We start from the raw sequence: 26268 nt of genomic DNA, 5'->3' as shown, positions 1-26268 counted from the left end.
AGCGAAGGCTTCCATCCTGACATTTCAAAAAAATCAGCTTTTATTCAGCGATGCCAATTTGTCTTCGAAAGCAGCCTTCTGCTCATTCAACGTCTTCAGCTGTTCTGCTTTTTGAGCTGCATCAAGCTTGCTGTCATTTTCAACCTTGCTGATTTTTTGTGCCATTTCCATAATGCGCACTGGCAACAATTGATTATTGTCAGAAGCACGGAAAGGCGACCAGCTCAAACCCTTTAACACGGTAAGCTCTTCCTTTACATCGCCTGTGGATTTATCCGTACCATAGGTCAGGAAGAAATCTTTGACCTTGGTTTTGGTCGCATCGGGAAGGTCTGATCGCCACACGATCGGATCACCGGGGATAAGAGGGGAACGCCAGATTTCGCGAATTTTGGCATAAGCTTTAGGATTGTTCTGTTCGAGCTTGGCCATGTTCTCAGTATTGTTGGCTGCGACATCCACTTGTTTGTTGGCAACTGCCATGGCGTTTGTTTCATGATTGGCATTGCGAACTGTCTTGAAGCAATCCTTGGGATCAATTCCTTTTGCCGCAAAAAGGAATGTCATGGGAACAAGATAACCCGATGTGGAATTCGGATCACCAATACCGAAATTGAGCGTCTTGTCACATTTTAAAACATCGTCAACTGATTTGATCGGGGAATCTGCCGGAACAAGCAACGTACCCCAATAGCCCGGATTCCCGTCATCTGCGATTGTCTGGGCAAACACTTCACCCTTTGCGCGATCAACGGCCTCCATGGCGGATTTATTGCCATACCAAGCGATATCGACCTTGCCGAAACGCATTCCCTCGATGATACCGGCATAATCTGATGCAAAAAACGGCTTGATTTCAAAACCCGTCTTCTTTTCCATGTCAGCCAGGAAAGGTTCCCATTGGGTGCGCAAATTGGATTGGGATTCAGTCGATATGATGCCGAAATTTAAAGTTTCAGCGAAAGCGGCTGTCGCTGTACTGGACATAACACAAGCAAGGACAAGCCCTTTTAGGAACTTTTTCATAAAGAATTCTCCGTTGGTAAAAGGAAGCAATCAGGCAGGCTGGAAGCGCTGCACCGGTTTTGCATTATACGTGGATTGACGCGCTGCAATCGGCATATCAGCCGCATCCGGAAGAACCAACTCCTCGGAAGCAGCACCGTAAAGCTCTGATAAAAATTCATTGGTTAAATTACATGACGGCCCATCATAAACGATGCGCCCATCGCGCATAGCAATCGTGCGCGGACAGAAGCGACGAGCATATTCTACTTGATGCAGCGACACCATCATGGTGATACCATCTTCACGATTGATGGTTGAAAGCATATCCATAACTCTGCGAGCGGATGCCGGATCGAGCGCTGAAATCGGTTCGTCAGCTATCAGAATTTCGGCATTTTGCACCAGTGCCCGCGCTATCGCAGCGCGTTGTTGCTGGCCACCCGACAAAGTGGAAGCACGCTGCAATGCAGCATGGTCAATGCCAACACGAGCGAGAGCCTGAAGCGCCACGACCTTTTCGCGGCGATTAAAGATGCCCAAAATTCCGCGCCATTGCGGAATACGTCCCAAGAAACCGATCAGCACATTCGTCAACAGTGACAAGCGATTGACGAGATTGAATTGCTGAAAGATAACCGAAATTTTTCCCTGCAGCATTTTTGCCGTTGGCAGAACCTTGCCATCTCTTTGCATAGGCTGACCAAACACGCTGATTGTCTGGCTGCCTTTATCTGCCGACTCAAGCCCGGCAATATGACGGATCAAAGTGCTCTTACCGGAACCAGACGCACCAATCAAAGCAACCATTTCGCCTTTGGCAACTTGCAGGCTCACATCATTCAAAGCTTTGGTGCGGCCATATGTCTTCGAGATTCGTGTAACGTTTACAGCAATCATAGAATGCATATCCCTATATTCATGAAAGATTTCGGGCAATACATACGCATGCTGCATGAAACTTTTATGACACCAAAAATTATAAAAATATGAACAATAATAAAAATATTATACTCATAAATACTGTCATATGACTGCAATAAAATGATTGTATTACAAATTCATTCGAATGAATTGCTTGGATGGATTATGAAACCGCATGCAGGAAAATGGAGAGAGGTAAGAGATGTTCTGGATCAGGAGATCTCTTCCGGCATCTTGCAAAAAGGGATGCGGCTTCCGACAGAACCCGCTTTATGTGCACGCTTTGACGTGGGGCGTCATTCTGTCAGGCGTGCAATATCTGCGTTGGCGGCCAAAGGCAAAATACGGGCCGATCAAGGGCGCGGAACCTTTGTCAAAGACGACAAGCCCCTGCAATACACAATTTCCCAACGAACACGTTTTCACGTCAATATCGAAAGTCAAGGCAGAACGCCTCATATAGAAAGTCTGCATGCAGATATCATCCGTGCGGATGCAGAAAAAGCAGCATTATTGGATATCGCTCCCATGGATGAAGTTGCTTTTGTAAGGCAGCGCAGTTTTGCCGATGACCTGGCAATCAGTCTAGCGACTTCCTTTCACCCGGCGCAGCGTTTTCCTGACCTTTTGAAACTGCATCAAGACGGCGCAACCGACAGTGCGATCTATCATCATCACGGCGTAGCCGACTATCTACGTTTGGAAACCATTATCTCGGCACGCATTGCCACCGAGGAGGAAGCCCGCCTTCTCAACCTTGTACCAAACCAGCCGGTCATCATTATGGAAAAAAGAGATATCGATATGCATAAAAAACCGATCGGATACTCGGTTTCTGTATGGCCGGCCGAACATATCCGCTTCAGTCTCGAAACCATGTCACAAAACGAAGTTCATCAAAAATAGGTGCTCGAAAAGCTGCGAGCAGAACCGTCCCATACCCGTCGATATATCTCAAGTCATTTGCATTCTTGCGAGGTAAACCATGTCACAACACATTGGAACAGAAGAGAAAGAACTTCCGAAATCATTTCCCCACGATCTTGCCCTTACCATATTGGCAAGGGCGGAAAGCGGTGCCATCAAGCATTTGGCCGAGAAGCTGCTTGACAAACTAGGAGATGTTGAGGTCATGGAAAATCGTACCGGTCTGGTTATGGCACCGATGCGGGACACGGTCAAAGGAAGCCAATTCCATCTTGGCGAGGTGCTCGTTGCCGAGGCCCGCATTTTTTCGCCCCTTAGTGCAACGGAAGGCTACGGGATGGTTGTCGGGCGTGATCTTGAGCATGCCATGGCGATGGCCATTATTGATGCTGCCTATCAAGCTGAAGAAGAAGCTGATCTCTTAGCCGACTTCTTGAAAAGCCAACACGAAAAACAGCAACTGCAGGACAATGAACGTCTTTGCGATGTCAATGCTACACGCGTCGAAATGGAAACTTTCTAAATGCAACAGAACATTATCAGCCCGACAGAACAGGATTGCCGCGACAATGGTAATTTTGAAAAGATGATGAAAGCGCTTGCAAGACCGGGAACACGAATTGATTTGGACGGTCAGGATATGACCCATCTTGCATCAGCCATTCTTGATCTTGAAACAAGCTTTTATGCCGAAGACCAAAAGCTGCAACAGCAATTGCGCGATACACAAGCAAAATCCGTGGCACTTCCCGACGCCGAATATATCTTCATGTCACTCTGTGACAAACAAAAAGTTGCCCAGCTGAGCAACATTGCAACCGGCGACTTGCTTTATCCGGAAACCGGCGCGACGATTTTTGCACCCGCTGATTTCACTGGTGGCGGAACGATCCGTCTGAGTGGCCCCGGTATAAAAACATCCTGTGATCTGCAGTTGAACGGCATAGATCCTGATCTTTGGACGTTTCGACAACAGCACATACACTATCCCCTAGGATTTGACCTGTTTCTTATCTCAACCGACAGTTTAGTCGGCATTCCCCGTTCTACAACAATAGAGGTATTATCATGGCCTATGTAGCAAGCAGAGGCGGCGAAAAAGCCATTGATCAGGCCGAACGCCTTTACCGGCAAGATATTGGTACGATCGACAAAAAGCGTGTCGATGATATCTGCCAAAACCTGCCTTATCTGGTGGATCGCGTCATGGGGGAAGCATCTCTTTATGCTCCGGAACTCGCAGCTTTGGCAATCGCGCAAGGCGGGGGCGATCTTTATGAAGCGGTATTGCTCTTGCGTGCTTGGCGCACCACCCAGCCACGCCTTGCTATCGCCGCAACAATCGAGCAAAAGAACCTCTTCACATTACGGCGCATATCTGCCGCGTTTAAGGATATACCGGGCGGGCAGATACTTGGGCCGACACTTGATTATTCACACCGTATTCTTGCCACATGGGTTTTAACCGGCGATAAGTTTATCCCACCGGTTGTGGAGCGGGCGATGACACCCTCTCCTGCAACTTTTCCCTCTCTTGCCGCATGGCAGCAAACACAGGGACTTGTTGAAAAACCTGTCATCAATGATTTGGCCGATGACGACATTCCGGATTTGACCCGTGAACCGCTTTTATTCCCGGCAAGCCGTGGCCATCGTTTGCAGAGCCTCGCACGAGCCGATACCGGCGGTGTTCTGGCACTCGGATATTCGGCGATGCGCGGTTATGGCAACGCGCATCCAACCGTTAATGAATTGCGATTGGCAGAAGCTGAAATTATCGTCAAACATCCCAAAGGCACAATGTTTAGCGCAGGACGCATCAAAATATCGCAAGCCGAGGTTATTTCCAAAACCAAAAAAGATAAACTGGAATTGGGTTTTTCTGTGACACTCGGCTGGAATGAGATGAAAGTCATTGCAGCAGCGACGCTAGATCTCAATGCCGCCGATGACAGCCAGTCCGATGCGGTATCAGAAGAGTTTTTTCTCTACCATACCGAAGTTGTCGAGGCGTCAGGCTTCTGCATTCACTTCAAGTTACCCCACTATGTCACCTTCCAATCAAGTCTGGATGCATTGCGCGGCATAAAAAGACGCAAGGCCGACGGAACGGAAGACCGTCAAGACCATCGCGAAATGGAAGAGGCAATGATATGAAACTGACCGATCTTACCCGCCCTTGGAGTTCTTTTTCCTATGGGTTTCTGGATGCTTCCGCCAAACGCGAATTGCGCCGACGCATGTTGAAAGCCATCGCTATTCCCGGTTGCCAGATACCCTATGCCAGCCGTGAAGTTCCTATTGCCCGCGGATGGGGAACAGGTGGTTTGCAGGTGACACTGACATTGATCAATCCACAATCCATCATCAAAGTAATCGATCAGGGCGCCGATGACAGCGTGAATGCTGCAAGTATCCGTCGTTTTCTACAAACCGTCAGCGGTGCGCAAGAAACATGGAATACGCTTGATGCGAGCATCATCCAGTCGAGGCACCGCATTCCCGAGGAGAAGCTCGGTGCGGATCAAATACTCGTATTGCAAGTTCCAAATCCCGAGCCATTGCGGCCTGTTGAACCCAATATGTCAATTGCCCGCGAAATGCATGGCGATGCCAATTACAGCAAGCTTTGGCTGATCCTTTATGAACAGATGGTTCGTGCTGGTCGTATTCTGCAAGGGGCATCATATCCAAGTCTGGTGAATGGCCGCCATGTCATGACCCCCTCGCCTATCCCGCGCTGGGATGTGCAAAAACTCCATATGGCCGAAAATTTGACGTTTCTTTCTGCTGGTCGTGAAAAGCGCTTATATGCTGTACCGCCCTATACACGGGTGGAGCCTTTGGTTTTTGACGATATACCCTACCAAGTTGAAAACCACGCGCAAGCCGTCTGTACACGCAGCCACGTCAAAGGCTTTTTCATGAATGAACTACCACAAGACGATGGAAGTGCGCTCTATGAACTTTCAGATAGCAATTTCGGTATCAAACATATCCGGTTGAGCGAAGGTGACGATGAAACAATAGGTGAAACCTGGTACAAAAACGGGAGCATGGCGTCATGTTAAATGTTGAACAAATGCAGTTGAAACAACCACAACTCGTATCCACGACACCACTTCTTCAGTTACACAATATCCATAAAACATTTGGCTCTGTTCAAGCATTGCGCGGGGTCAGTGCCAAGGTCTATCCAGGGGAAGTTCTGGGCATAGTCGGTGAAAGTGGATCGGGAAAATCCACTTTCTTGCGCATGATGAATTTGGAAGATATTCCCGATCAAGGCCATTACGAACTTGATCTACCAGATTATCGCAAGTGCAATCTCTTTACGCTGGACAGATTTTCTCGGCGTATGTTGCGGGCCCATCACATCGGCATTGTCTATCAAAACCCGCATCTGGGCTTGTTGATGAAGAACTCCAGCAGCGGCAATGTTGCCGAACGATTGTTGGTCGCCGGGGAAAAGACATTTGCCAATTTGCGCAGCAAGGCAAAGTCAGCACTCGCTGCTTCGGAATTTCCGATTGATCGCATGGATGCCCGGCCGATTGAACTATCCGGTGGCATGCAACAGCGCGTGCAATTGGCCAAGGCCATTGCCCTTGAACCCGAACTATTGCTTCTCGACGAGCCAACAACCGGTCTTGATGTTTCCGTTCAAGCTTTGGTTCTGGATACGTTGAAGCGTTTGCAACGAGAACGGTCGATGACGATGGTGCTTGTCAGCCATGATCTGGGTGTTATTCGCACAATGGCAGATCGGGTGATGGTCATGCGTCAGGGCTTGGTTGTGGAGGAAGGCTTGGCGGATCAGATCTTCCATGACCCGCAACATCCTTATACCCAACAACTTGTCCATGCAAAACTTTGATTTGACAAAGGTCAAAGTTACCATCGCAGAATTTGACTATAACCCTGCACGTTTGAAAACGCTTGGCTTACCGCCATATTAATCAGGAAAAGTCCCATGAATATAGCCGTCCCTAAAGATCAGCTACAGCCGTTATTGCGGGTAGAAAATCTTACAAAGTTTTTTGATATCCATTTGCTTGAAACGCGATTACCGGCCTTTGATCGCATCAGTTTCACGCTTGATGCTGGCGAGTTTATTCTCTTGCGCGGGCCGAACGGAGTTGGCAAATCGACGCTGCTGCGTACGCTTTACCGCTCATGTATTCCGCGCGGCGGACACGTCTACTTTTCTAGCAGCCTTGGTGTCATTGATATGGCGCGCGCTGCCGATATCGATATTGCTTGGCTACGACGCAATGAAATAGGATTTGTTACGCAATTTCTCCAGTCACGACCACGCGTCAGTGCGCAAGACCTTGTCGCCGAACCTCTGCTGAACAGCGGAGCGGCTAAAAGCGACGCTTTATCTGAAGCGCAACGATATTTGTCAGATTTTGGCGTTAAGCCGGAACTATGGAAAGCCTATCCGTCAACTTTTTCCGGCGGAGAACAACAAAAAGTCAATCTGGCCCGCGCTTTGATTGTACCGCAGAAACTGCTTTTTCTTGATGAACCGACAGCTTCGCTCGACGTCAAGGCACGAGAGGCACTGATGAACCGGCTAAGACAGCTCAAAGCACAAGGCACTGCGATGATTGGTGTTTTTCATCACCCCGAAGATATTGCCGAGCTGATTGACCGTGAGATTGTGCTGGAACCACCACGAAAATCATGATGTATGGCAGCATGACGCTTTCCGAGGCCTCTCAGCGCCAGCCAAGTGCTGGCGCTATATGGGTCAGAATGGATTCGATCACATGGGCATTATAATCCACGCCTAATTGATTGGGGATTGTCAGAAGCAGCGTGTCTGCTTCTGCAATAGCCTCGTCCTGTTTCAGTTGGTCAATCAGAATATCGGGTTCAGCAGCATAGGATCTTCCGAAAATGGCTCGGGTGTTTTCGTCCAGATATCCCACATGGTCCTGCGACGCACCGGATTGACTGAAATAAGCACGGTCGCGATCATTCATCAGCGCAAAAATACTGCGACTAACCGAAACCCGCGGTGTTCGTTCATGACCCGCATCTTGCCAAGCCTGCCGATATATCCGTATTTGTTCAGCTTGCTGGACATGGAATGGATCACCCGTTTCATCGTCCTTCAATGTTGAGCTTTGTAAATTCATGCCGAGCTTTGCCGCCCAAATGGCTGTGCTATTTGAACCAGAGCCCCACCAAATGCGTTCGCGGAGGGTTTCGGAATAAGGTTCAATCCGCAATTTGCCGGGAGGGTTTGGAAACATCGGATGCGGGTTTGGCTCCGCAAAAGCTTTTCCTTGCAGCAGGTCAAAAAACACTTCGCCATGGCTTCGCCCCATGTCGGCATCACTTTGGCCGGGCTTCGGGCTGAATCCGAAATAGCGCCAACCGTCAATTACCTGCTCGGGCGATCCGCGGCTGATGCCAAGTTGCAATCTGCCACCGCTGATTAGATCAGCTGCACTGGCGTCTTCCACCATATAAAAAGGGTTTTCGTAACGCATATCAATCACGGCAGTACCGATCTCTATTCGACTGGTTTTTGCTGCAACGGCCGCTAGAAGCGGAAATGGTGACGCCAATTGTCGCGCAAAATGATGGACACGAAAATAGGCGCCATCAGCGCCCAACTCTTCGGCCGCGACCGAAAGTTCGATGGATTGCAACAGTGCATCAGCGGCAGATTGCGTTGCTGAGTGTGATGACGGTTGCCAATGGCCAAATGATAAAAAGCCAATCTTTTTCATATCGATCTACCCTTTTAAAAATTACTTCACAGATAACGCCGCGAATGCAGCCGCGTGCCCAAAGGACATCTCAGCGCTTCTTCGCGAGACATCGGTTGCGCAAATCCGAACTGCTGATAGAGTAACAATTTCCTTTGCCCTGTTTGACCAGACAATAGGCGCGTTCGTCGGAATTGCGTATGGAATAGCAGCTGCCTTTACCCTGCGCTGCCAGACAACGGCTGCGCAGATCAGAATTTCTAACGCTATAACAGCTGCCTTTGCCCTCCTTGGCAAGACAATACGCGCGGTCATCTGAACTCTTGATAGAGTAACAACTGCCTTTACCCTGTGATGCAAGACATGCACTGCGCATATCGGATTTTTTAATTGCATAGCAACTGCCTTTGCCTTGCTTGACAAGGCAAAAGGCCCTCTCATCGGCATTGTGAATTGAATAGCAACTTTGTGCTGCAGAAGCGCTGTAAGGTATGAGCAAAGCAATGTAGCAGCAAATACGGATGAGTATCTTTATCATCGGAATACAATCATATTTTCAACAATCGCAATCGTTTGTTGGCAGATTGCGCGGACTCGTTTATCAGATAATCCAACGCATCCAGACAGAGTATAACGGAAAGCACATGTCAAATCTTATTTTCACGGTCACTTGTCCGGCCAAGCGCGGCATTATCGCCGCGATCTCCAGTTTTCTGGCGAATAATGCATGCAATATTGTCGATAGTTCACAATTTGACGACGCACTGTCGCAAAAATTCTTCTGCCGTATCCGCTTTGACAGCGAAGGCGGTAAAACACTGGCGCAATTGCAACATGATTTCCAACCATTGGCGGCAGAATTTTCGATGGACGCGCAATTTTTCGACGCGCAAAACCGTATGAAAGTGCTTCTTATGGTTTCGCGTTTCGGCCATTGTTTGAACGATCTGCTTTACCGCTGGAAAATAGGTGCGCTTCCAATCGATATTGTCGGTGTTGTATCCAACCATCTCGATTATCAGAAATTGGTCGTCAATCACGATCTGCCCTTTTATCATATAGCTGTCAATAAAGACCGTAAAACCGAAGCTGAAGACCGCTTGTTGGAGATTGTTGAAGAAACCGGTACGGAGCTTGTTGTTCTTGCCCGTTACATGCAGATATTATCTGATCGCCTATGCCAGAGAATGTCAGGACGCATCATCAACATCCACCATTCTTTTTTGCCAAGTTTTAAGGGTGCCAATCCTTATAAACAAGCTTTCCAGCGCGGCGTGAAACTTATCGGCGCAACGGCGCATTATGTTACTGCGGATCTCGATGAAGGGCCGATTATCGAGCAGGATACGGTGCGTGTCACGCATGCACAAAATGCCGATGACTATATCTCGCTCGGCCGCGATGTAGAGTCGCAGGTGCTTGCCCGCGCAATCCATGCCCACATCCATCACCGTGTTTTCCTCAATGAAAGCCGGACGGTGGTTTTTCCCGCGAGTCCGGGCAGCTACGCGTCTGAACGTTTGGGTTGAGATTTCCTCCGTTTAAACAGCCACTTTTATACTGAACGATTGGAACCTATTCGAAAGCCCATCGTTGTATCTCCACTGGAGATAGCAAAATGGGCTCAAAAATTATTTGGAACGGAACCGTGGAGTTTGCCGGACAGTATTGTCCGGTAAATATCTTACCCGCTTTTAGAACGCGCGTCGAAACGCACATCCCCGCACACAAAGCTGGTCTTAGTGATGTCATTGAAGATTTCACACAGGCAAACTACGCGCCTTCAAAATGGAGCTATGACAATGTCGGCCAGCGTCAACCGTCTTTTCAAGAATTTGGCAAGTCGGACTTTGCGCAGACCGCCCCGCGCGCCTCAACTCTTCTCATTGATGGTTTCATCAATGCAGCCGATGTCGACTGGCTATGGCTTGATCAGCCTTATGCTATTCAATCGGCAGGAGAAGATACAGACAATGTATATTTATCGCTGCAAACCGCGATGCGGCAGTTGCACTCCATCGGCTTTGGGCTGATTGATCTACATGGTCAAACGCAGATGGTGATGATAGATGCCAGGCAACCAACTTTGAACCTTTGGACGCTGAATAAAGATATCGGTACGCGTTATGATAACATCGCACCAGTAGTCAACAATCGCACCAGTCAACATGAAGCGTTGACCCAAGCTTTTCTACGTTCCATTGATGAATCAATCAACGGTTGGGCGCATCGCCCTATTTAGTCAAAGGACAAATTGCTTGGGATTTTGAATTTCTCTGTCCGGTCTGGATTGTAGATTGTTGAAGTCATCAGTTCAGACCGGAATTTTTTCTTCCATTTCGATGGTAGCGAAGAGACTTCAAAAGTCCAGCTTATGCGCTTACTTGTTCGGCAAAGTATTTTCCCGACGTTTTACCGGTAACAATGAGCTGGTTTTTACAGACTCTGGTAAACTCTTGATTTGGCACGATCATTGCGGTATTATTTGATTAAGCTTATGAGGAGCTTGAAAACCGGCAAGAAAAATCATGATGATTGGATCTTGTTGACTGTTTTGGAGAACAACCCATGCAACCGGTTGATGCCACATCCAGCTTGCGCTCGATATCGACAGCGCGCGTGATGGAACCTGCGGACAGCGCGGTGCAAACAGATAAAATTGTCGAGACTATTCCGATTGTCGAGCCAAGACCGCATTATCCTCTTTCTTCCAATGTGTCGGAAATGATGGCACATATAACGGAACTTATTGAAGAGCAGCAGACCGCTTCGAAAGAAGCAATGCATGAAAAAAATCTTGAGAATGCGAGAGCAGAGATGGCGCGTTTGTTTGACGCGGCACGTCAGCCCAGCGATGTCGATCCTTCAACTTCACAGGTCAATGCAAGACAGGCGACTGTTTCGACAACACAATCGGGGGATAGCGAATATTCATCGGATGACCAGGAGCCATCCAAAGATCAGCAAACTTTCGGTTCAGTTAAGGATACTGGTCGTCCAAATTTAAAGGACGGCAGTTTGCCGCCGATTGTTTCGACTGACAATAGAGACGGTGACAGCAACAAGGCGGAAAGTCCGAAACAGACAACATTGCCGACTTCCGGTGACGCGGAAGTTGAAGCACTGGAGCCTGCTCTTTTATCCACCCGAAAGGGGTAGGTTGCAGCAAGAACAGCACATGCGAATTTGATGTGCTCGGCGACGTGTATTAAGCATTCTATTTTCCAATGCTGAAAACACATTGAACGTTACCAAGACTTATTGCCTTTTTGATTACACATCACGAGACTTCCGCGTTAGCAAAACGAATACGCCCTAGCATGTCTTCCTACCGAATACGGTAGAAAAAACTAGAAACCCGATTCAATACGGCCATAAACAAGTTGCGTGAATGCGTAAATCTGCCCCCCAACAAAAGGTGCGGTTAAAGCAAGCACGACAAAGATGACGACGATTTTCGGGATAAACGTCAAGGTCATTTCTTGAATTTGCGTCAGGGCTTGGAACAAAGCAATCATAATACCAACTGCCATAGCGGCAACAACAGCCGGACCGCTTGCAATCAAAACGGTCCAGATCGCTGATGTTACCATGTCTATGGCGTCGGCTTCATTCATGCTTTTTCGCTGGTATCCGGCTTTTTATCCATAACAGTCACGCCCGGGCCGATAACAATTTCTTTGCCGTTATCGAGTTTTGCCGTCAAACCATCACTATAGATCGTGACAGACTGCACGGTGCCTTCAACTTTGGTACCATTGCCATCGTCATATTTCAGGTATTTTCCGATATAGCCTTCGGCTTGCGAAATGGGACCATTGACCAAGATTGAATCAAGCTTGCTATTGGTCTGAATAGCTTGTTCAACGGCAGAAAAGCTTGCCAATTGCGATACAAACTGGGTTGAATCCATCGGTTCTGTTGGATCCTGATTTTTCATCTGGGCAACAAGCAGCTTTACGAAGGTTTCATAATCCGCATTTGGTGCTGCTGCATTTGTCGTACCACCACCACTGCGCGTCGTGCCACCAGAATTGTCTACGGGACTTACACTCATGAGTTCATCTCCTTAAGCTGTTCCAACTGTTCTTCCAGCTGATCTTCGGTTTTGCGCCCCATAATCGCCGCTTCACGATCAAACAGACCACGTATAACTTTTAAAACTTCAAAAATGCGCTCTTGTTCAGTCAGATAGATACATTCGCGCAAACCTTCCAGAATATCAGGATCGGTAAAGGTGCGGAGCAATTTTCCCAACAATTCTACGAAAACATGCAATGCCTGATCGGCAGCTGCCGGATCTATCAGCATGATTTGTGCCGCGAAATAAAGCTGTTTCAGCGGCGTATTGGTATCCTCTGCCTGCAGAACATGTGCTTCCAAAAGAAAGGTCGCGTCATTCAACAGTTCAAGCGTCACTTTACGATCGGCACGGAGTACCGCGCCATTCAGAAAGATTTTCTCGTTCGGCCGTAAGGTAAGATGCATGGTTTTTTTCGTCATTCACTTTTCCCCGGATTTGAAGCCAGACCATCTCTAATGGATTCAGAAATCTCCACCAAAGCATCGAAATCCGCTATTTCCCCATTTTCCAACCGCTGTATCTCTTTCAGTATGAAAAAACCAATCGAAATCAACGACGCTTTCAGCTCCTTCGGTAATGCATTTTCAGCCTGCCCCAGATCTTCAATCAAGATGATCCATAGCTTACGCGTAAAAGCGACCGCCTCCGAAGCTTCGCGCGTGTCAGGGCCTGAAACCTGCGCTGCGCGTAATAATTTTATACAGCGGTCAAACAAGATACTCTCGCGCTCTCGCGCACCAACAGAGTCTTCTTCCATCACGTCTTCGTATCGCATCTGATACATCAAAATTCCGCAGACAAAATATCTGCCCTCAATTTACCATTATAATAGGCCGAATGCTTTATATATAGTTGACCAAACTCATTTTAGAAATGCGTGCAGTCATATTGTAGGAGATGTTAAGCATATTCTCCAACGTAATCATTCGGTTGCTTGCTTCCGCAGGATCTACGCCAATCAAGTCGTTCCGAGTACTGTTGAGAACCTTGACCTGAGCATCAATGCGCTTATTGGCTTGTGACACGCGGTTTTCAGAGTTGCCAAGGCTGGACGCGGTTGTGATAATTTGACTTATAGCACTGCCTGTCGCTTTACTATCCGACGAAGCACGCGCCCGATCTCCTACTGCAGCCTGCGCATCATCCGAAAGGCCGATATTTCCAAATTCGGCCACCAATATCATATTTTTCATTGCATGGCGGAAACCATCCTCATTGGCGGATACCGATATATCTACGGTTTCACCATTAGGCGATATGCGATTCATGACCGCACCATCTTCGGCTTTAGAGAAATTGGTGCTCCAGCTTGGCTCTTCAAAAAGATCATTGAAAGGACCATCAATAAATTTCTTCATGTCATCGGCGGAGATATCTGCAACCTTTGGGTCATCGGGACCGAAACCAAAATGATTACGGAACGCATCCTGAACAACTTTACTGCCACCGGTGTTGCTGCCCGCTTTATAATAATCGAGTGGTGGTTGACTGGTGTTTGTGCCGCCAAATACATACTCGCCATTGTAACTCGTATTCATTGCTGAAACGAAAGAATCCAAGGCTGCCTGTGCTGCAGATTGGATGGTCTTCGGTGTCGTTGTGACCGGATCACCCATCAAAGCATTGTTAAACTGTACCAGCGAACCACTGGCGGTATCCTTATCGCCGGCAAATACGAGGCTTTGCATTGCAGCCTGTGCCGATGCCATACGCTGGGCGGCCAAACTATTGCTGGTTTTCAAACCATTCAACGACGTCATCTGATTTTCATTGCCAATAAAGCGGCCTGTCTGCCGACCGAGCGTCAAGCCAGGATCATAAACGCGCCCCATCGTAGCTTCATAGCTCGCCTTCATAAGGTCTGACTGGCCTTGCGCGATCAGGGGGCGTTGATAATTGCCCATCACATATGTCGAAACTGAACTTATCTTCATTTCACACCTACCGGATTGCACTCATAAGGTCATCTAGCATTTTTCCAACAGTACTTATTATACGCGCTGTTGCCGAATATGTCTGCTCTAATTGTAGCATCAGTGCCATTTCATCGTCTGTATTTACACCGGTTTCGTTTGATAACGCTTCCGACGCCCGCATGAATTGCGTTCCCTGATATTGCGCCGTGCTCACAGCATTGGACCGCGTCCCTTCAAGCCATGAAGAAGAATTCTTGGCAAAGGACATAATACTCTGATTTGTTGCCAAACCGGTATCCGAACCGAAAGTGCGGCTTTCATCGAATTTATCGACAAGCGCCTGTATGTCTGTACCGAAATTCTCCGGCCCGCCACCTGTTGTTTTGCTATCAAAAACAGGATTTAGGCTGATACGACCGGAAAGGCCGTTGACGGATGAATCACCACCATCAAGAAACAAAGGCGGAGGTCCAGGAAACATATCAACGAGCGCTTTTGCGGTTTCGTCGAGTTGTTTTTGATATTGCGGCGCAATTTCATCCCGGACCTTCAACAAACCGCCGAGGTTTCCACTGCCATTCGGGTCTGCGAAAGAAGAATGCCCCAGAGGCACACCGTCAACAAACACCTGATTGCCGGTTGCTCCAGCCGGTAACGAAGCACTGGGCTCGAATGTCAGCTTACGCGGCTGCTTGTCATAGAGTGTACTGCCATCCATGCCGTAGATAGTGGTGGTACCATCGGAATGGCTTACTGTCGTAATACCGATTTCCTGCGATAACTCTTTTAGAACGGCATCACGTTGATCCATATAGGAATATGCATCGCGCCCTGCGGTCGTTTCATTGAAAACCGCACGGTCCAACTCATGAAACTGTTGCAATAGATTGTTGATGTTATCGACTGAGCCTTTGATGTCGTTATCGGCATCATTACGGATTTGCTCAATTTCCTTGGCACCCTGATTGAGGCCGTTTGCCACATCGCGTGCCCGATCAACCGCCGCGTCACCGGCTGAACGTTGACTTGGATTATTGGCATAAAACTGCAATGCTTCCTGAAAATCAGTCAATAACCGTGACGGCGAATTGGAAAAATCGTCTGCACCGTAGATATTCGACAAACGGGTTGCCCCGTTTGCTATCGTCGAGGATGCCGCAGATTGGCTGGATTTAACCAGATAATTGTTAAGCAATTGCGGATTATTGTCACGACGGATTGTTGCATAAACAGCGCCATTTGGTCCAGACTGAACATAAGTCGTGCGCCGCGTGTAATTAGGATCACGCGCGCCGGCAATGTTTTGCGACACGACATTCATCTGCCCAGACGTTGTCTTGAGTGAATTTCGTGCCGTCGAGAGTGCTGAACCAAGCGCCATTTCCGCTTTTCCTTCGCTTTAGGTAAGGCTACACTTAACGTTTCAAGTTGACAATAACATCCATCAATTCCGAGCCGGTCTGAAACACCTTGGAATTGGCCGTGTAGTTGCGTTGCGCTTCGATCATATCAGTTAACTCATCACCGATATCGGCATTGGAATCTTCCAAAACGCCAGTGTTAAGCTGGCCAAATGTGCCTTCACCGGGACGACCGAACATTTGCGATCCTGTCTCAGAATTAACCTGAAAGACCGTACCACTCAAAGTTGTCAACATATCCGGCGATGTCACAGTCGTCATACCAACGGTAGAATGCTGTACCGTTTTACCGTTGCTATATGTCACCATAACCTCTCCATCCTTACCAAAGGTAAAGGATTCATAAGCTCCGGGTGCCATACCATCGGGTTTCATCTCGAATGCATAGGTACTGCCCTGCTGTGTAACATTATCATTAAGATTGAGTGTGACTGGAAACGTCGCACCGTTGTTACCTGGAACAGTAATTTGTGGTGCTGGTGAAATTGGATTCAGTTTTCCATCTGCATCAAACGTCAATTGCTGATTGCTCAAAACTGATTGGTGTGTTGGCGGAGTTGTCGTGTTGTCCGCTTTCATAATGTTCATTGACCATGTGTTGTCAGCGGTTTTTGTCAAATAAACATCCAAGACAACGGCCGATCCTTGCTGATCATAGACAGTCACGGATTTCTTTTGATGATATGTCGACGAATCATTCGCATCGAACGGGGTCGTAATATTCTTTTCATCCGCTTTTAGATTCATGGACATGTCCATCTTGGTCGTCTGTTCAGCCGGCATCATATCCGATGCACCACCTTTGATCTGAATTTTTTGACCGTTCTCGTCCAGCAGGAAATAACCAGCGGCATTTTGTAAGAATCCATCGCCATCACGCTGGAAAGAACCCGCCCGCGTCATATATTCCGCACCGGTAGAATCTTGAACACGGAAGAAACCATTGCCATTGATCATCGCATCGCCAAGACGCATCGTCGAGCGCGCGACACCCTGCATGGTAATATCGTGGCGGACATGTGTGTTGACGCCACCGGATGCATAAGCGTTTCTCGTCGAAGGCATAACGAGACTGGAAAACTGGGTATCTGTCCGTTTGTAGCCGATTGTGCTTGAATTGGCGACGTTATCGGCGACGCCGGAAAGCCTGTTTGATTGCGCATTCATGCCCGAAACACCGGTGCGCATCATTCCATAAATACCCATCATCATCTCCTTCGATTGAGGACTATGATGACAACATAGGCAGCTTTCCTTGCGCGAAGCTGTTCACCGTTGCGATTATTTCTATCAGGCATCGCTTAAACAGCCGACATCTTCTGGCTGCATATCTCTATCAATACATCAACTGTCGAAGGTCGCAATCGAAACAAGCGGTCTACTATCCCCTTGCAAACGGAATGTGGCAATGGTCAAAGCGCAACCAAAAACAAAAAAGCCCGCTTTATCTCGCGGGCTCTCAATCACTTATGAAGCAATAATCAATCTTCGATATTCAGGCTATAGCCAAGGAAGCGCTTCGAGTCTATCACATCATAGCCAAGCTTTAATTTGAGCTTTTTACGCAGCTTGCTGATGTGGCTTTCTACGACGTTCTCTTCAACCTCGGCATCAAAAACGCCATAAATTGCGTTGAAGATTTGTGTTTTATTGACACGGCGGCCGCGGTTGGCAACAAGATATTCCAAAATGCGACGTTCACGACGCGGTAAAACGAAGTCAACACCATTCAGTTTGGGATCTCGACCATCATTGAATACACTGATCGGGCCGACCTCTACCGCTGCATCAGCGCTGCGCACATCGCCGCCCATGCGACGACGAATAGCAGCAACGCGTGCAAGAATTTCGCGAACATGAATAGGTTTACGCAGCACATCATCAATGCCCGCCTGAAACAATTCCAATGTCTGCTCGAGTGAATTGCTTTCCGTCACAGCCAATACTGGTGCGCCGCAACGCTCACGGATTTTTTTAGGCAATTCAATACGGTTCTGACAATCGCCCAGAAGGATCGCTTCAACGGCAGACATTTCAGAATGCGGTGCGGTCTCAACCCAATCGTCAAAATCGGCAGACGACAAACCAGTTGCCGAGATACCTTCCCGTGCAAATAAAGCGGAGTAACCATCCGTCACCAGCTTACGTTCGTCTACGATTACTATCATGACCCTAAAATCTCACTACAAACTACAGAACCCACTCTTCCCCAGAAGAGCTATTCCCCATGAGGGTGTGCCGTTAAGATATCTTTTACCATCCAAAACACAAGCTTTTTTTAACTTTTGTCCCGAAACATGACCCAGAAAACGGCAAAAAAGGCAATTTTCGAGCACTGAATCCCATTTTAGAACACGATGTTTCGCTGGGAATTATCCAGATAAACCAATGAAAACATGATTCTGTCGGCCATTAACCATGAATCTTTACCATAGTGTCTAAAATGCCACTTACATCTCGCTACGACAGAACTGCTGCGAAGGCTTTGTCCATTTTCCAAACCCGGATGCAATCATGTTACGCATGACGCGACAAACATAGCGTTTTTGCGCCGGATCGTTGTTGGGTCCAGCATGGTAACGCGCAACCGCCATAGTCCAGCTGCCCTCCCGCACATGAAGTTCTTTCAAGAATCGGGCGGCATAATCGACATTCATATGCGGTTTAAACATCGCAGCAACAGAGGGAAAGCGCTCGCCATGATAATAATGGTTGATCTGCATACACCCGACGTCGATAAGCTTGGCACCCCGGCGTTTTGCAGTCTGGAAGATCCTTAATGCCTCTGTTTCATTCTTTGCAAAAACCGCCTTACCATCGATGTTCAGTGCGTATGGCTGAAGCGATTCTTTATGTCCTGTCTCTGTGAGGCCTACCGCATACAAAATGCCCAAAGGCACATCGTAGCGTTTGGAAGCATTGATCATTTCCGCTTCACAAATATTTCCTGCATATGCCAGCGAAAGACATGCAAAAACACTAAACCACCAGACGACGAGGATCGCGATAGACTGTTCTTTCAACCGGTGAAACATCTTGAACCGGCGTATCGGTAAAAGGAAATTGCTCGAAATTCTGCCTAGATCCATTCTGTCCACCTTGGCCATTCTGGCCAAATGATTGGCGCTGACCATTGAAGTTCTGTCCACTATTGTCTTGACCGGCGCCCTGTCCAGAATTGGACGCCTGTGCCTGCTGCACTGCCTGTGGACTCTTATCGATAATCGCTATGGAAAGGCGACCGTCATCGTTAAAACCGGACTTTTCCAATGCTTTGCTCAGCATTTGGTGGTCGCCAGCCAATAATCTCGCGGTCTCCTGCCTTTCGGCATGAAGTTCAATGTGCAATCCGTTATTGGTCATTCTTAAACGTGCATCGACCGCGCCTAGATCATCTGGATTGAGCTTGATATGGAGCACACGCATGTCTCCTACCTGTTTATTCTGGGTCACCTCGATATCCGCTATACGCCCTGCGGCTTTCGTTTCGGGGCCAGCGTCATGCATGGCAAGCTTATCGCCAATCTGTATTGTTTTCAAAGGTTGCGCTTTTTCCGGTGATACGTCCAGACGGTTCGCTATGCTTTCACCGCCAGTTTTTTTCGTCTCATGTGGCTGCTTATCACCAAGCGCTGCTTCAGCAGAACCATCTTCGTCAGTTTGCCCTTCGGCTAGAATTCCCGTGCCAAGCTCGGTTTCGGAATCTGGCGATACAATGGAACCAGCCTTTAGGTCTGCACCGGCTTTTGCCAACCTGTCACTTGCCTTACCATCGGCTTTGTCCGCCGTCTTACCGCTTTTTTTATCTTTACCCAGAGATACGGTTGTATCCTGGTCTTCAACGCTTGCGTCTTCCGCGGCCGTTTGACCTGCCTGTTGTGCTGCTGCCAATTGATGAAAGAAACCGTTTACATTTGCCAAGTTAGCGTTATCAGCAGTTTCTTTTGCCGCTTCGGCGTCTGCATCCACAGAACCTTTGCCATCAACATCCTTGTTTTTATCTTCCTTGGATTGTTCTGCCGTGGTTTCTTTCGGCTTATCTTGATCCGAAGTGCGTGGCGGCGTTGATTTATTCTGCTGCGGACTGGCCAAAACATCATCAAATCTCGGTTGTTTGGACGAAGATGGCGCAGCTTTGCTACTGTCAGCACTCACCGAACGAGGTGATGGCACAATGCTTGAAAGATCACCCATTACCATCATGGTTTTTTCTCCAGCAACTTATCTACGGCCTCAAGTTTTTCTTGGGCCTGTTTCATAAACTGATCAATTTCGCCTGAAGTCTTGGTGGCATCGCTGCGGCCTGCCGAAACATCAGTGGGAACCGGCAGTGGCGTTTCCGCCTTTGCATCGACCTGATCGACCGGTAAACCAACGGCTTCAGGAATTGTGGTCTGGCTGTCATCTTCTTCATGAACCTGCGCCGGCAATGCGGTTGTATCAAGAACAACACCCTTGGCGACGGCTTTTGCCGCTAATAATAAAGGGCGATCCCGTTCAGGTAGATCGTTGATGGAGATGGTTTTCAGCATCTGTCCGGCTTCTTCAGCCGAGGTCGAACCTACAGAGCTAGCCGCATAATAAAGACGGGCAGACGTATCATCGGTGTTAAGCTTACGGGCAAGTTCCAGAGCTTTACCTGCACCAAAATGGGCGCGTTGCATGCGTGCATCAATCAGGGCCGCACGGCTGACTTTCATGTAAACAATGAATTGTACCATGACTGGCGCATAACCAATCAGATCGTCCAACTGTTGATCGGTTAGATGTGTATCGAGTTGCGGCAGCGAAAATGAAAATTCCCGCCAGAATTCGTTGGCATAAGGCGATTGGGAAAAACGGTCAACATAATTGCGCGTCAACAACCGCAAGCGCGGTATATCGCCGGTCATCGTTGCGACCTTGATTTGGCGGCGGATTGCAGCCTCTTCAAAAAGCGAACCAGGAGCCAGAAGCCTTACCCTGTCGAGCCGTTTCATCGCCGCAACAGGATCCTGTTCAGCCATATCCGCCACCGTGCTAAGTGCTATAGAAAGAAGAAGCGCGGATGGCACATGAGCACTTTCATCCGGCATATTGGCGAATGCTTTCAAAAAGGTGGCTTTGCGATGATGAGCGTAAGCAAGCGCGCCATCAACCATATTTTTGGAGATGACACCTTCCGGACTGGTTTTCAAAATTGTTTCGACAACCTGCGGGTTTCCGCCATTAAAAAGGTAGGTCAAAACCGCATAGAGATTTTGCGCATTTTCCCATGTGGATGGATCGGCAGCCAGAAATTTCTGTCCGATTTCAGCAAGAACACGTGGCTGCATCTGCAAGGCACCCGCTTGCCCGGCGGCAATATCATCCTGCAAGCTTTGTAAAGAACGTACAAGCTGCACTGGCTCCAGCGCGGCGACCGTAATCTGCGCGTGAACCGGACTAAGTGCGATAGGCCAAGCAACACCTGTCAAATAAATGATCTTCAAGAAACGCGCGATCATGGCGTTTTCCCACCCTGTCCGGCCGAAGCAGCTTGATCTGGCGATGCATTTTGCGGCAGACGCATGAAAATTTCTATTCGACGATTTTCCGCAGCATATGGATCCTTCTTATTTTTCAATTCCCGGTCCGCATAACCTTCAACCCGCAGAATACGCTTTTCATCAAGACCGCCACGCACCAACATATAATAAGCCATTTGCGCGCGTGAACTTGAAAGTTGCCAGTTATCATAGGTCGATGTTTTATAAGGGCGAGCATCGGTGTGGCCGCTTATGACAACCTCTCCCTCACGTTTTTCCAGAATCTTTGCGATACCTGCCAAGAGGTCAACCGTCTGTTTATCCGGCTTTGCCGAACCAACGGTAAACATGCCGTAATTGGTCTGATCCATGAGCTCGATCGCCACACCGTCATTCACCGGTACAACGCGCACCATTGGATGAGCGCCACCCGGTTGGTCTTTGACAAGCTTGTTCAACTCGGTCGAAATTTCTTTGACCGTTTCCCCCACGCTGTTACCTTTTGCTTCCTCGACAGAAGTATCCGGCTTTTTCACTTCCGGCAGATCCGGGGCTGCTTTAGCGGCCTTATCATCTTGCGCCGCTTGCGTCGCTGGACCAGCATTTCCTGCTTCCAAACCGCTATCGCCCTGCTTTTGGCCGCTTAATGTACCAGCGTCATTTTTGCCGCCGGTTTGCTCGCCTTTATCACTGCCAGCCGCTTTATCCTCTACTTGTGAACGCTGATCGGTTGCCTGTACAGCCTTACCACCCGTTCCTTCAATCATCGCCTGAATTTGCGCGCTTCCGGCGCGATCGCCGGCATTCTGATTGGGGCCACCCGCCGATGCCAACATATCGGGTGCGGCATTTTTACTCCAATAATCTGGAGAAAATGGATCGCGATAGGCAGTCCCTTCACTTGCGCCTTTTTGCGCTCCGCCCTCGGAAGCACCGCCGGCGCCATCAAGGTGAACATCCGCATCGGGCGACACTTCCGCTATTTCTTCGAGCACCTCATAAGGCTCGCTCATCATTTTTGCTTCTTCAGCACTGCTTTGTGCTGCAGAACTTTGCGCCTTTGCACCTTGTTGTCCTTGCGCATCTGTTCCAGATTTTTTTTCATTGTCACCCACAGCATCATTTTCCTGGATGCCACGTGGATTCGTGCGTCGGTCAACCAATTTGATCGGATTGAAATAGCTGGCAACAGCCGCTTTGGTTTCTTCATTGGCAGCGTTAATAAGCCACATTACCAGAAAAAATGCCATCATTGCGGTCATGAAATCGGCATAGGCAATCTTCCAAACGCCACCATGATGCTCATCATGGTCGCCACCGCCGCCACGACGCACAATGATAATTTCATTATGTGTTTCAGGATCAACTGATTTCATCGCACCAGTTCCTTCAATTCAACAATGAGCGGATCAAGCCTTGTGGCGATCACAGCATCTCCCTGTCGCAAGCGGATATCAGCGGAATCATTGGCGCGAAGTTCGAACTTTGTCGCATCGAAACCGGCCTGACGGGAAAGTGCATCCAATAATTCCGCATTTCCCTCCACCACCATGGGCTGCCCAGCCGATACTGCTTGATCGGCTATTCGGGCGGCAAAATCGCGCAGCGCATCATCACTTAATTTGTTACCAATAAATGTTGCCAGCACTTTCGCCACATCATTTCCGATTGTATCCAACACCATCGCCAAACCGTTTGACAAATCTGACTGCATATTCGCAGCCAATTCATTGACTGTATTTTGCTTCATATCTGCCAAGGCTTTTGTCTGCTGTTCTTCCAAAACGCGTTTTTCATCTGCAAATTTTGTCTGCAATTCAGAAGTTGTTTGCTCGACGGCCTGTTCAAAAGCTTCCCGGCGGATTTGTTCAACATCCACTTTCGGCTCGCTCATCAAAGGCTTTTCGTCAAGCGGCGACATTTCTTCTTCTGCTGCTTGCGGAAAATCGACGGCAGTTTCAACAATGTCGGGATGTATCGGCTCGTCAAATGGTAGAACTTCAACATCTTCATCAGCAATGCGACGAGGTGCAAAATCGCTTAGAAAAGTGGAAAGGGCAGCACCTGCCTTTTTCCCGATTTCTTCCTGCGTATCATTCATTGCACTTGCATCTTTCACTTATCATCCAACCGTCGCGGCCTACGCAGCCTGTGCGGTTGTCGTTTTATCGTCGTCCTGCACCCAGTCCCGCAACACGCCAGCAAAACGCTCTTCATCCATGGATATCATTTGTTCCAGACGGTTTTGTGGCGGCACACGCATGCGACTGCGCAGGTCTTGCAACGTATCATTATCCGGCAGCATATTACCATCAAAACCATCATTCTTGCCAGTCTGATTTGGCAATGCTGGCATATTCTCGGGGCCAGCCAATGCGCTCTCGCCACCTTCAAGGGCACGCTGACCACCACGCATTTCACGCATAAGCGGACGTACACCCAAGAATAGAATGAGCAAAACAGCAATGACAAGAGCGGCACCGTTGACAAGGCCCGAAGTATAACGAGAAAGCGATTGCCACATAGGCGCCTCGACCGGCTGCATGTTGGCGTCTGCACTATTAATGAAGTCAACAGCGGTCACATTGATCACATCGCCACGCTCTGTATCGAGACCTGAAGCTGTCGCCACCATCTGGCGGATACGGTTGACCTGGTCGTCAACATAGTTTGCCGGCGCTGGCGATGTCGCATCGCTCGGCGTCAAACGTGCGCGGTCAATAACAACGGCAACGGCAAGTTTCTTGACATTATAACCATCGCTGACGGTTGAAATGGTTTTTGAATTAATTTCATAATTGGTTGTTTCTTCGCGACGATCTTTTTTATCAGTGGAGTTTTCACCCGTACCGCCAGCGATCTCTTCCTGAGGGATATTCTGCTCCACACCAACCGCGTCATTATTGCGGCTATTCTGGCTATCGCCTTGATCGCGTACGCTGCGGACAGAACGTGCAACCTGGGAATCGGGATCGAAAATCGTTTCATTGGTTTGGCGACGATCGGTATCCAACTCCACCTGAACACTTGTTTGGAAATGATCCATGCCGAGATAGGGGGCCAATTGCTTGCGGATATTTTCGTCGATTTGCGAAGCGACCTGATGCTCAAGCGAAGCCATCATGATAGGTGCGCCATTCATCGCATCGGCACCTGATGCCAACAATCTTCCGTTTGTATCCAGAACCGTTACCGAACTTGCCTCAAGTGAAGGAACCGCCGCAGCAACCAATTGCCGGATAGACTGGGCCGATTCTGCTGCAAAGCCACCCTCTGTACGAATAACAACAGAAGCCGTGGGCTTTTGATTGGCACGCCGGAATGAACCTTTATCCGGCAAAACAATATGGACTCGCGCTGCTTTAACACCCTGCACAGCTTGGATTGTACGGGCGATTTCACCTTCCAAAGCGCGTTGCCTTGTAATTTCCTGCATGAAAGATGTCAGACCGAGCGAACCCATATTGTCAAACAGTTCATAACCGGCGTTATTGGAAGTCGGCAAACCTTTTTCGGCCAAGAACATACGTGCTTTTTCTGCCTGTCCCACCGGCACTTGCACCGAACTACCATCAGATGACACGTCGAAAGCAATCCCCGCCTCTCCCAGCGCCATACCCATACGGTTGACATCATCACGCGACAAACCGACATACAACGTTTCATATGTCGGGCGCGTCAGATAAAAGCTGGAAAATAGAATGGTTCCGAACAAAGCGGCACCCACCAGCCCCAGAGCTATCAGGCGTTTTGCACCCAATTTTCCGAATGCTGTGCCAAGCGATGAAAGCAGAGCCTGTAACCTATCCATGAATCCGTACCGTATTTATGGGTAAAACCCGTTTTTACTGACTAGGGTAAACCACCAAAAAACCATGGATACCCCTGACCTCAGTTTGCACCATAAGAGGCGAAGCTTGCGCGAAGGTGATCACATCGACAACGTCTTGCTTTATCGACAATGCTATGTTGCAGCCTTAGTACCCACCTATCAAAAGTGATGGTCGGCAGGTCGAAAACCATTTCTATGACTGGAAGTTTTCACGGTGATGCACCTGCAAGATTTATAAACTCAAAAGCCTTCACACTTTTTCAAGTTTGGGTTAAGCAGTGATCAGCAGATAGAATGGAACGTTTGGTTCACTTCCCTTCTCGCTGTACTGTATGCTCGGCAAAGTAAAGGAAAATCTATGCGACGCTTGATCTTAACATCCATATTGTGTTTGCCATTGGTTGCGTGTGGAGGAAGTGAGAAAAGTTGCGATTCCGACGATGTTCTCAAAGCTCTCCATTCAAAATTGGTGGAGGGACTAAATTTCGAGATAGGTGTCAAAGATTATTATAGTAGCAACAAAGGTAAACTTACACTGAAAGACCCGCGTGAAGTCGGTAAAAGCGGCGAATTTACACGCTGCAGCATCACAATGGTGATGACACACTATGTTGATCCCAAAACCAATGCCCGCTATCCGGCACCTCAGGAAAAGAGCCTGCCTATGCCCTATAGTTTCAAAGTTATCGATGCCATGATTACGCAAGTGAAGGTAGCCGAATAAAAAACCTACGGCATCAGCCCAAATGCAAAGTTCAGCTAAAGAATTTTAGATCTGTTTTTCCAAAAAATAATCCAAACAGCAAAAGGCCGTGCATTGTGCACGGCCTCTCAATTTTAAAAACCAATCGTTGATTACTGACGGAACAGAGAAAGAATATTCTGGCTGTTCTGGTTAGCAATCGACAAAGCCTGAATACCAAGCT

The 26268-nt window shown here is 48.4% G+C and carries 29 protein-coding genes; 11 read left to right on the top strand and 18 right to left on the bottom strand.

The window, feature by feature from the left end; genetic code table 11:
* Positions 1-33: 33 nt before the first annotated feature.
* Both phnD and phnC read right to left on the bottom strand, forming a co-directional pair.
* Complete coding sequence (gene phnD, locus ACYSNS_RS10420; RefSeq protein ID WP_461723098.1) at positions 34-1026, bottom strand: phosphonate ABC transporter substrate-binding protein; 993 nt, start codon at positions 1024-1026, stop codon at positions 34-36.
* Positions 1027-1056: 30 nt separating this feature from the next.
* Complete coding sequence (phnC, locus tag ACYSNS_RS10415; protein ID WP_461723097.1) at positions 1057-1905, bottom strand: phosphonate ABC transporter ATP-binding protein; 849 nt, start codon at positions 1903-1905, stop codon at positions 1057-1059.
* 189 nt (positions 1906-2094) lie between these two features.
* Here phnC and phnF point away from each other — a divergent pair, with 189 nt between their 5' ends.
* The 7 genes from phnF (at position 2095) to ACYSNS_RS10380 (ending at position 7549) form a co-directional block, all read left to right on the top strand.
* Positions 2095-2835, top strand: a complete 741-nt coding sequence (gene phnF / locus ACYSNS_RS10410) for a phosphonate metabolism transcriptional regulator PhnF (RefSeq protein ID WP_461723096.1) — start codon at positions 2095-2097, stop codon at positions 2833-2835.
* 79 nt (positions 2836-2914) lie between these two features.
* Positions 2915-3379, top strand: coding sequence for a phosphonate C-P lyase system protein PhnG (gene phnG, locus ACYSNS_RS10405; RefSeq protein ID WP_461723095.1), 465 nt, complete (start codon positions 2915-2917; stop codon positions 3377-3379).
* Positions 3380-3937, top strand: a complete 558-nt coding sequence (gene phnH, locus ACYSNS_RS10400) for a phosphonate C-P lyase system protein PhnH (protein ID WP_461723094.1) — start codon at positions 3380-3382, stop codon at positions 3935-3937.
* On the top strand, positions 3925-5013 hold the full coding sequence (locus tag ACYSNS_RS10395) for a carbon-phosphorus lyase complex subunit PhnI (RefSeq protein WP_461723093.1): 1089 nt from the start codon (positions 3925-3927) through the stop codon (positions 5011-5013). The genes phnH and ACYSNS_RS10395 overlap by 13 nt, the downstream gene beginning before the upstream one ends.
* Positions 5010-5927, top strand: a complete 918-nt coding sequence (locus ACYSNS_RS10390) for an alpha-D-ribose 1-methylphosphonate 5-phosphate C-P-lyase PhnJ (RefSeq protein ID WP_461723092.1) — start codon at positions 5010-5012, stop codon at positions 5925-5927. Before ACYSNS_RS10395 ends, ACYSNS_RS10390 begins: the two co-directional genes overlap by 4 nt.
* Positions 5921-6733: an ATP-binding cassette domain-containing protein gene (locus ACYSNS_RS10385; RefSeq protein ID WP_461723091.1), complete on the top strand. Its 813-nt coding sequence runs from the start codon at positions 5921-5923 to the stop codon at positions 6731-6733. Before ACYSNS_RS10390 ends, ACYSNS_RS10385 begins: the two co-directional genes overlap by 7 nt.
* Positions 6734-6829: 96 nt before the next feature.
* Positions 6830-7549: a phosphonate C-P lyase system protein PhnL gene (locus ACYSNS_RS10380; protein WP_461723090.1), complete on the top strand. Its 720-nt coding sequence runs from the start codon at positions 6830-6832 to the stop codon at positions 7547-7549.
* A 31-nt stretch (positions 7550-7580) separates the two neighbouring features.
* Here ACYSNS_RS10380 and ACYSNS_RS10375 read toward each other — a convergent pair whose 3' ends face one another.
* Both ACYSNS_RS10375 and ACYSNS_RS10370 read right to left on the bottom strand, forming a co-directional pair.
* Positions 7581-8603: an LLM class flavin-dependent oxidoreductase gene (locus tag ACYSNS_RS10375; protein ID WP_461723089.1), complete on the bottom strand. Its 1023-nt coding sequence runs from the start codon at positions 8601-8603 to the stop codon at positions 7581-7583.
* 70 nt (positions 8604-8673) lie between these two features.
* Complete coding sequence (locus ACYSNS_RS10370) at positions 8674-9120, bottom strand: hypothetical protein (RefSeq protein WP_461723088.1); 447 nt, start codon at positions 9118-9120, stop codon at positions 8674-8676.
* 106 nt (positions 9121-9226) lie between these two features.
* Between ACYSNS_RS10370 and purU the strand changes: the two genes are divergently transcribed.
* From purU to ACYSNS_RS10355, 3 genes are all read left to right on the top strand, one after another.
* On the top strand, positions 9227-10111 hold the full coding sequence (gene purU / locus ACYSNS_RS10365; protein WP_461723087.1) for a formyltetrahydrofolate deformylase: 885 nt from the start codon (positions 9227-9229) through the stop codon (positions 10109-10111).
* 89 nt (positions 10112-10200) lie between these two features.
* Complete coding sequence (locus tag ACYSNS_RS10360) at positions 10201-10824, top strand: hypothetical protein (RefSeq protein WP_461723086.1); 624 nt, start codon at positions 10201-10203, stop codon at positions 10822-10824.
* A 326-nt stretch (positions 10825-11150) separates the two neighbouring features.
* Positions 11151-11741, top strand: a complete 591-nt coding sequence (locus ACYSNS_RS10355; RefSeq protein WP_461723085.1) for a hypothetical protein — start codon at positions 11151-11153, stop codon at positions 11739-11741.
* A 191-nt stretch (positions 11742-11932) separates the two neighbouring features.
* Here ACYSNS_RS10355 and fliQ read toward each other — a convergent pair whose 3' ends face one another.
* From fliQ to fliF, 14 genes are all read right to left on the bottom strand, one after another.
* Positions 11933-12199: a flagellar biosynthesis protein FliQ gene (fliQ, locus tag ACYSNS_RS10350; protein ID WP_461723084.1), complete on the bottom strand. Its 267-nt coding sequence runs from the start codon at positions 12197-12199 to the stop codon at positions 11933-11935.
* Positions 12196-12639 carry a flagellar hook assembly protein FlgD gene (gene flgD, locus ACYSNS_RS10345; RefSeq protein WP_461723083.1) on the bottom strand — a complete coding sequence of 148 codons (444 nt, stop codon included), beginning with the start codon at positions 12637-12639 and terminating at the stop codon, positions 12196-12198. Before flgD ends, fliQ begins: the two co-directional genes overlap by 4 nt.
* Positions 12636-13085, bottom strand: coding sequence for a flagellar biosynthesis repressor FlbT (gene flbT / locus ACYSNS_RS10340; RefSeq protein ID WP_461723082.1), 450 nt, complete (start codon positions 13083-13085; stop codon positions 12636-12638). Before flbT ends, flgD begins: the two co-directional genes overlap by 4 nt.
* Positions 13082-13450 (bottom strand): flagellar biosynthesis regulator FlaF, encoded by a 369-nt coding sequence (gene flaF, locus ACYSNS_RS10335; protein ID WP_461723081.1) that lies wholly within the window; start codon positions 13448-13450, stop codon positions 13082-13084. The genes flbT and flaF overlap by 4 nt, the downstream gene beginning before the upstream one ends.
* 58 nt (positions 13451-13508) lie before the next feature.
* Positions 13509-14600, bottom strand: a complete 1092-nt coding sequence (locus tag ACYSNS_RS10330) for a flagellar hook-associated family protein (RefSeq protein ID WP_461723080.1) — start codon at positions 14598-14600, stop codon at positions 13509-13511.
* Positions 14601-14607: 7 nt separating this feature from the next.
* Positions 14608-15963, bottom strand: coding sequence for a flagellar hook-associated protein FlgK (gene flgK, locus ACYSNS_RS10325; protein ID WP_461723079.1), 1356 nt, complete (start codon positions 15961-15963; stop codon positions 14608-14610).
* Between the two features lie 34 nt (positions 15964-15997).
* Positions 15998-17209 carry a flagellar hook protein FlgE gene (locus ACYSNS_RS10320; RefSeq protein WP_461723078.1) on the bottom strand — a complete coding sequence of 404 codons (1212 nt, stop codon included), beginning with the start codon at positions 17207-17209 and terminating at the stop codon, positions 15998-16000.
* Between the two features lie 275 nt (positions 17210-17484).
* Complete coding sequence (locus ACYSNS_RS10315; protein ID WP_461723077.1) at positions 17485-18171, bottom strand: response regulator transcription factor; 687 nt, start codon at positions 18169-18171, stop codon at positions 17485-17487.
* A gap of 282 nt (positions 18172-18453) precedes the next feature.
* On the bottom strand, positions 18454-19038 hold the full coding sequence (locus ACYSNS_RS10310) for a transglycosylase SLT domain-containing protein (protein WP_461723076.1): 585 nt from the start codon (positions 19036-19038) through the stop codon (positions 18454-18456).
* Positions 18983-20206 carry a flagellar hook-length control protein FliK gene (locus ACYSNS_RS10305; RefSeq protein ID WP_461723075.1) on the bottom strand — a complete coding sequence of 408 codons (1224 nt, stop codon included), beginning with the start codon at positions 20204-20206 and terminating at the stop codon, positions 18983-18985. The genes ACYSNS_RS10310 and ACYSNS_RS10305 overlap by 56 nt, the downstream gene beginning before the upstream one ends.
* A complete protein-coding gene (locus tag ACYSNS_RS10300) occupies positions 20203-21489 on the bottom strand; it encodes a chemotaxis protein (RefSeq protein ID WP_461723074.1) in 1287 nt (428 codons plus the stop codon). The genes ACYSNS_RS10305 and ACYSNS_RS10300 overlap by 4 nt, the downstream gene beginning before the upstream one ends.
* On the bottom strand, positions 21486-22886 hold the full coding sequence (locus tag ACYSNS_RS10295; RefSeq protein ID WP_461723073.1) for a MotB family protein: 1401 nt from the start codon (positions 22884-22886) through the stop codon (positions 21486-21488). Before ACYSNS_RS10295 ends, ACYSNS_RS10300 begins: the two co-directional genes overlap by 4 nt.
* On the bottom strand, positions 22883-23629 hold the full coding sequence (locus ACYSNS_RS10290) for a hypothetical protein (protein ID WP_461723072.1): 747 nt from the start codon (positions 23627-23629) through the stop codon (positions 22883-22885). The genes ACYSNS_RS10295 and ACYSNS_RS10290 overlap by 4 nt, the downstream gene beginning before the upstream one ends.
* Positions 23630-23650: 21 nt before the next feature.
* Positions 23651-25321, bottom strand: coding sequence for a flagellar basal-body MS-ring/collar protein FliF (gene fliF / locus ACYSNS_RS10285; protein WP_461723071.1), 1671 nt, complete (start codon positions 25319-25321; stop codon positions 23651-23653).
* 379 nt (positions 25322-25700) lie between these two features.
* Here fliF and ACYSNS_RS10280 point away from each other — a divergent pair, with 379 nt between their 5' ends.
* Positions 25701-26066 carry a hypothetical protein gene (locus ACYSNS_RS10280; protein ID WP_461723070.1) on the top strand — a complete coding sequence of 122 codons (366 nt, stop codon included), beginning with the start codon at positions 25701-25703 and terminating at the stop codon, positions 26064-26066.
* Positions 26067-26268: the final 202 nt, after the last annotated feature.

This window comes from Bartonella sp. LJL80 (assembly GCF_054871565.1).
This window is presented reverse-complemented; position numbering and strand designations above follow the sequence as displayed.